Source organism: Corallococcus sicarius (assembly GCF_003611735.1).
In the GTDB taxonomy this organism is placed as follows: domain Bacteria; phylum Myxococcota; class Myxococcia; order Myxococcales; family Myxococcaceae; genus Corallococcus; species Corallococcus sicarius.
The window spans coordinates 1-4462 of sequence record NZ_RAWG01000500.1 but is presented as its reverse complement, the minus strand read 5'-3'; the positions used below and the strand labels follow the sequence as shown (position 1 = coordinate 4462).

General features: G+C 69.0%; 5 protein-coding genes. All 5 read left to right on the top strand.

All coding sequences use genetic code 11. The features are described from left to right. Positions 1-86 precede the first annotated feature (86 nt). The 5 genes from D7X12_RS39600 to D7X12_RS39580 all read left to right on the top strand — a co-directional run bounded on the left by D7X12_RS39600 (position 87) and on the right by D7X12_RS39580 (position 4292). Positions 87-1250, top strand: a complete 1164-nt coding sequence (locus D7X12_RS39600; protein ID WP_120630326.1) for a hypothetical protein — start codon at positions 87-89, stop codon at positions 1248-1250. After that, on the top strand, positions 1240-2760 hold the full coding sequence (locus tag D7X12_RS39595; RefSeq protein WP_120630325.1) for a DUF2380 domain-containing protein: 1521 nt from the start codon (positions 1240-1242) through the stop codon (positions 2758-2760). Before D7X12_RS39600 ends, D7X12_RS39595 begins: the two co-directional genes overlap by 11 nt. Then, a complete protein-coding gene (locus tag D7X12_RS39590) occupies positions 2757-3227 on the top strand; it encodes an NUDIX hydrolase (RefSeq protein WP_120630324.1) in 471 nt (156 codons plus the stop codon). The genes D7X12_RS39595 and D7X12_RS39590 overlap by 4 nt, the downstream gene beginning before the upstream one ends. A gap of 199 nt (positions 3228-3426) precedes the next feature. Next, complete coding sequence (locus tag D7X12_RS39585) at positions 3427-3954, top strand: TlpA family protein disulfide reductase (RefSeq protein WP_120630323.1); 528 nt, start codon at positions 3427-3429, stop codon at positions 3952-3954. Positions 3955-3992: 38 nt separating this feature from the next. Beyond that, positions 3993-4292 carry a hypothetical protein gene (locus tag D7X12_RS39580; RefSeq protein ID WP_120630322.1) on the top strand — a complete coding sequence of 100 codons (300 nt, stop codon included), beginning with the start codon at positions 3993-3995 and terminating at the stop codon, positions 4290-4292. Positions 4293-4462 lie beyond the last annotated feature (170 nt).

Here is a 4462-nt window from a genome sequence, read left to right as displayed (position 1 = left end):
CCCCCCATCTCGCCCCCTCCACCAGCGCACGAGTGCCAGCAGCCCCGTGATGCCCACGGTCGGCACGCTGGCGGGCGGCTTCAACCCTGGCCCTGTGTCTATCGCCTTTGTTCGCTTGGTCGACTCTCATTCTCGACGGAGGCGCGGAGTTCGGCCTCAACCTGGGCACGCCCGTGCGGTTGCGCCTCTGGGGTGGTGGAGGGGCCGCGGGCTTCGTGCGACGCGAGGACTGGGACAGCCTCTCGGACTTCGGGCAGGTGGTGCGCGGCCTCAAGCTGGGCTCGAACGACGCGCCCGTGGGCGTCTGGTTTGGCGTGCTGGAGTCCTACAGCCTGCTGTCCGCGCACCTCGTGCGGCGCTACTCCAACCGGAGCAATCCCGACTACCACCCAGCGGGCGGCTTCCTCACGGGCACGCTGGGGCCTCTCTATACGCAGGCGTTCGCCTCAGACGTCCTGGGCGCGCGCCTCATGGGAGCGGAAGTCGCGCTGGACCTGGAACACGTCCTCTTCGGCCAGCCCCGCGCGCAGGGCCGCTACACGCTGGCACTGTCGGCGGTGCATGACTGGGGGAAGGCTGGAGGAGACGCGCCTCCGGTGACGCTGGCGCACCTGGACGCAACCGCCGTGGTGGTGGTGCGGCCGGGCTTCGAGGCCCACCTGCTTGCCGGTTGGGGAGGACGGCCCGGTGCGGGCGGCGCATGGGGGGCAGTGGTGGGCGCGGGCGCGGATGCGGCGACATCCACGCTGGACATGCGGCTGCGGTTGGAGGTGCGCAGGCAGCATGGTGGCTTCCGACAGGGATACTTCGGCCCGGACTACGAGCTGGCGCGCTTCAACGCGGTGGGGCCGGAGGGAGTGCCACTGACGGAGGCCCACTTCCCGGACGGGACTTCCGCCTATGGCGAGGCGGAGGTGGGCTGGGACGCGGTCCGCTACGGCGGCCTCTCCAAGCACCTGAAGCTGTCGCTGGGGGTGGAGGCCTTCAACTGGGGCCGCTTCGACGTGGACGGGCGCGTGGCGGTGCAGCTCTTTGACCGCTTCTTGGAAGTCGCATTGAAGGGCCTGGGCGTGGGCCTGGGCCAGCCTGGGGCGCGCTACCTGGGCGCGGCGGAAGCGCGCTGGCGATTGCTGGGCGGGAAGCTCTACGCGATGGGGACGGGCGGCACGCTGCTCTTCCCCGCGCCGGAGGGGACGCTGCGGCCGGGGGCCTTCGCCTCGGTGGGCCTGGGGGTGGACAATGCGCGCTGACACCCTGCTGCTGGCCATGGTGCTGATGGCCACGGGATGCGCCTCTGTGCCGCAAGTGCCTGGACGTGGCCGAAGCTTGAGCTTTGCGCCACGAGAGGACGCCTCGCCCGCGTGGGTGGCAGATCCGAACGACGAGCCCCCGCGCGCATGGAACGCTCTCCCACGCGTCCTCTCCGGGTCTGAGCAACGGCTCCTGCGCCGCCAGCAGCCGCGTGACGACGTGACCGCCGTGGGAGACGGCGCTGTCGGGGGCGGGGCCCGGAGCGCTGCATCGACGCGGCAGGCAGTCCTCGACGCGACGAAAGACGTGAAGGGCTCCCTGACCCGCGTCGAGGCCGCGTTCAGCAAGCTGGCGGCCCATCCTCCGGACCTCTGGGGCTTCAGCCTCACCGGCGTCTTCACGCGCTACCTCGACCAGGGCTCCAAGCAGGTGACGTGGCTTCATGGCGCGCTTGGGAGCGCCACCGCGTTGACGGAAGCGGCCTCGAAAGTCGGCGACACGGACATGGAGCTGGGCCTGCTTCGCATGACGGGGCCGAAACTCCAGGCGGCTCAGTTCGGGACTCTCCTCTTGGCCACCTGGGTGGACTTCCTCCAACTCGCTAACGCCATTCTCCGAAACTGCCCGATGTGCAGCGTTGAGAAGCTCTTCACGGACCTTCATCGCGTGCAGGGGCTGATGGAGCCCACGCTGACGGACCTCGCCTCACTGGACCCGGAGCGGGTGGAGGCAGCCACTACCGCGATGCCCGAACTGATGGGGAGGCTGACGCGTGAATTCGACACGCTCCAACGGGAGACCCGCGAGCCCCTGAAGCTTGGCGGGCAGGTCATCGCGGCGATGCAAGCGGTGGAGATGGTCACGATGATCTCCACGATGAAGATGGCCCTGCCACGCGTGCCGCCCTCGGCCCCTGCGGCGCTCGGCGTTGGACTGGCAATGGGTTCAGGCGGCGTCATGGTGGGCTCGCGGCTGGTGGTCTCCGCCGAGTGGGTGGAGATGATGCGAAGGCTGGTGCAGGCGGGCATCATCTCCGTGCCTGCCGTCGGCGCGGCCGTTCTCATTCAGGGCGGACAGGTCACGATGGCCCAGGCGCATCAGGACTTGCCCGAGGCCGTGCGAGAGGCGCTGGGGGACAGTCCCGAGGTGCGCGGCATGCACGTCACGGGAAAGGCGGGGGCGGGCATGTCCGAGGCCCCCAAGCACCACGTCCTGCCGAAGGAGCACCGCGAGTGGTTCGAGCAGCGCGGCTTCAAGGGCGACATGGACATCGACCAGTTCTGTGTCCGCCTGGAGCAGGCCCACCACGAGGCGATTCACGGAGGGGGGAACTGGAAGCTGGGGCGCATGTGGCCCGACGGGTGGAACAGAAGGATCATGCGCGCGCTCCAAGATGCTGAGGTCAGCGCCGGGAGGCCGTTGACGCGAGATGCGATCCTCAAGATCGTCGGTAAGAATATGAAGGCCTACGATATTCCAATGAACTTCACTCCCGGGAGAAGCCGATGACCGATGGACGCTCGTGGGAGGGGAATTGGATTGCCCGCCTGTATGAGCGCATCCGTGAGCGGGGGTACGACTCGGTCACCGCCTTTGCTGAAGATCGCCCCACGACATCACTGGTCGCTCTTGCAGAGGAGCTTGGCCCGGACGACGTTGCCGGCGTCCAGGTGTTCAAAGGGTTGGTCGCTGAGGCTGAGCGCAGCAAGAAGCTCACTCGATTGACTCGCGGACAGCTTGTTCGCGAACTGTCGGATGTCCTCCCCAACGGCTGGCCAGCGGTGCTGGATGATGATGCCCGCCTGGAGGTCGCGATAGCACTCGGCCAATGGTCGGCATACACCCCGGAACCCCTGGTGGAGCGTGTAAGGAGTGCTAGCGGCGCACTCCTCGCCAATCCACCCCCGGCCGGTTGGCGTCCGCTCGGTCCCGATGACGAGCTGCTTCGGACGCTCCTGCCGGACGATGAAGCCTGACCGGAAGAGGCAGCCGTCCCAGCCAGTGGCGGGTAACTGCGCGTCCTGCCTGAGGTTTCCTACCTCCCTGCTTGCGGGTTCGAATCCCGTCGGGGACAACTGGAATGGGGCCGGAAGTCACGAGGACGACTCGGGTTTCCGGCCCCACCTCCCTCCCTCTCCCCAAGCGCGGCCCCGTGCCGTGGTTGCTGTGCTTTCCATGAGAGCACTCCGCGCGATATCCACGCTCTCCATGCGGCTCGGGTGGGCGGCCATCGTGTGGGTCATCCTGGCGCAGGGCTGCGCGCGCTCCGCGCCACCGCCCTACATCCGAGTCCAAGCAGACGCGCCCCGGCTGGAGGAAGCCCCGCGGGCCCGCGCCCACCTCGTCGTGTTCTGGGCCGCCTGGTGCCCTCCTTGCGTCACGGAGGCCCCGTCGCTGCGGGACCTTGCCCGCAGGCCGCCTGACGGCGTCGCGGTGGTCACCTACAGCCATGACCAGCGCCTCGGGGACGCGGAGCGCCACCTCGGTTCGCCTGCCGACCCCGGGTTGCACCTGCGACTCGACGAGGGCCACGTCCAGGCGGAACGCTTCGGAGTGGATGCCCTGCCGGCGAGCTTCCTCGTCGTCGGAGACCAGGTGGTGGCGCGCTTCAACGGACCGCGTGACTGGAACTCCGCGGCGATGCGGCGCCTGCTCGAGCGGCTGGTGAGAGAGGCTTCGGAACCGGACTTGCGCGGGCGTTGACTCGGCGTGTGTGCCTGTCGCTAGGATGGGCCCTCCGCATGCTGCACCTGCTCCGCATCCTTGCCGTGCTCCTCGCCCTCACGACGGGTGGCGTCTTCCAGACGCTCGCCTACGCGGCGGAAGAGCATGGTGAGTGCGCGGACGAGGAGAGCGCGAACTGCACCGACTGCTCGCCGCTGTGCGCGGCCTGCGTGTGCTGCCCGGTGCGCGCCGCCGCGGTGCCGCACACCCTGGTCGTGCAGTGGGTCGCGGCGCTTCGCGAACCGGTCGTTGTCGTGACGGTGGAGCCGGTGGTCTCGGCCCTCGTTTCCGACATCTTCCAGCCTCCGAGAGCCTAGGCCCCGACCTTCGGGCCCGAAGTGTGCCCGCGCTCCGGCCGTAAGCGTCGCGCGGCGCTCGCCATCTGCTTCCCCGTGCAGTCCCCACCACGCCGCTGGCGCCCGTCTGGGCTCCGGCTGCGACATCCCCACACCGTGCCGTCCCCTTGCCCTGTCTCTGATACACATCT

Excerpts from the sequence above, each read along its gene's own strand:
- D7X12_RS39595 (WP_120630325.1), top strand. The coding sequence starts at position 1,240 with ATGCGCGCTGACACCCTGCTGCTGGCCATGGTGCTGATGGCCACGGGA.
- D7X12_RS39590 (WP_120630324.1), top strand. The coding sequence starts at position 2,757 with ATGACCGATGGACGCTCGTGGGAGGGGAATTGGATTGCCCGCCTGTAT.
- D7X12_RS39585 (WP_120630323.1), top strand. The coding sequence starts at position 3,427 with ATGAGAGCACTCCGCGCGATATCCACGCTCTCCATGCGGCTCGGGTGG.
- D7X12_RS39580 (WP_120630322.1), top strand. The coding sequence starts at position 3,993 with ATGCTGCACCTGCTCCGCATCCTTGCCGTGCTCCTCGCCCTCACGACG.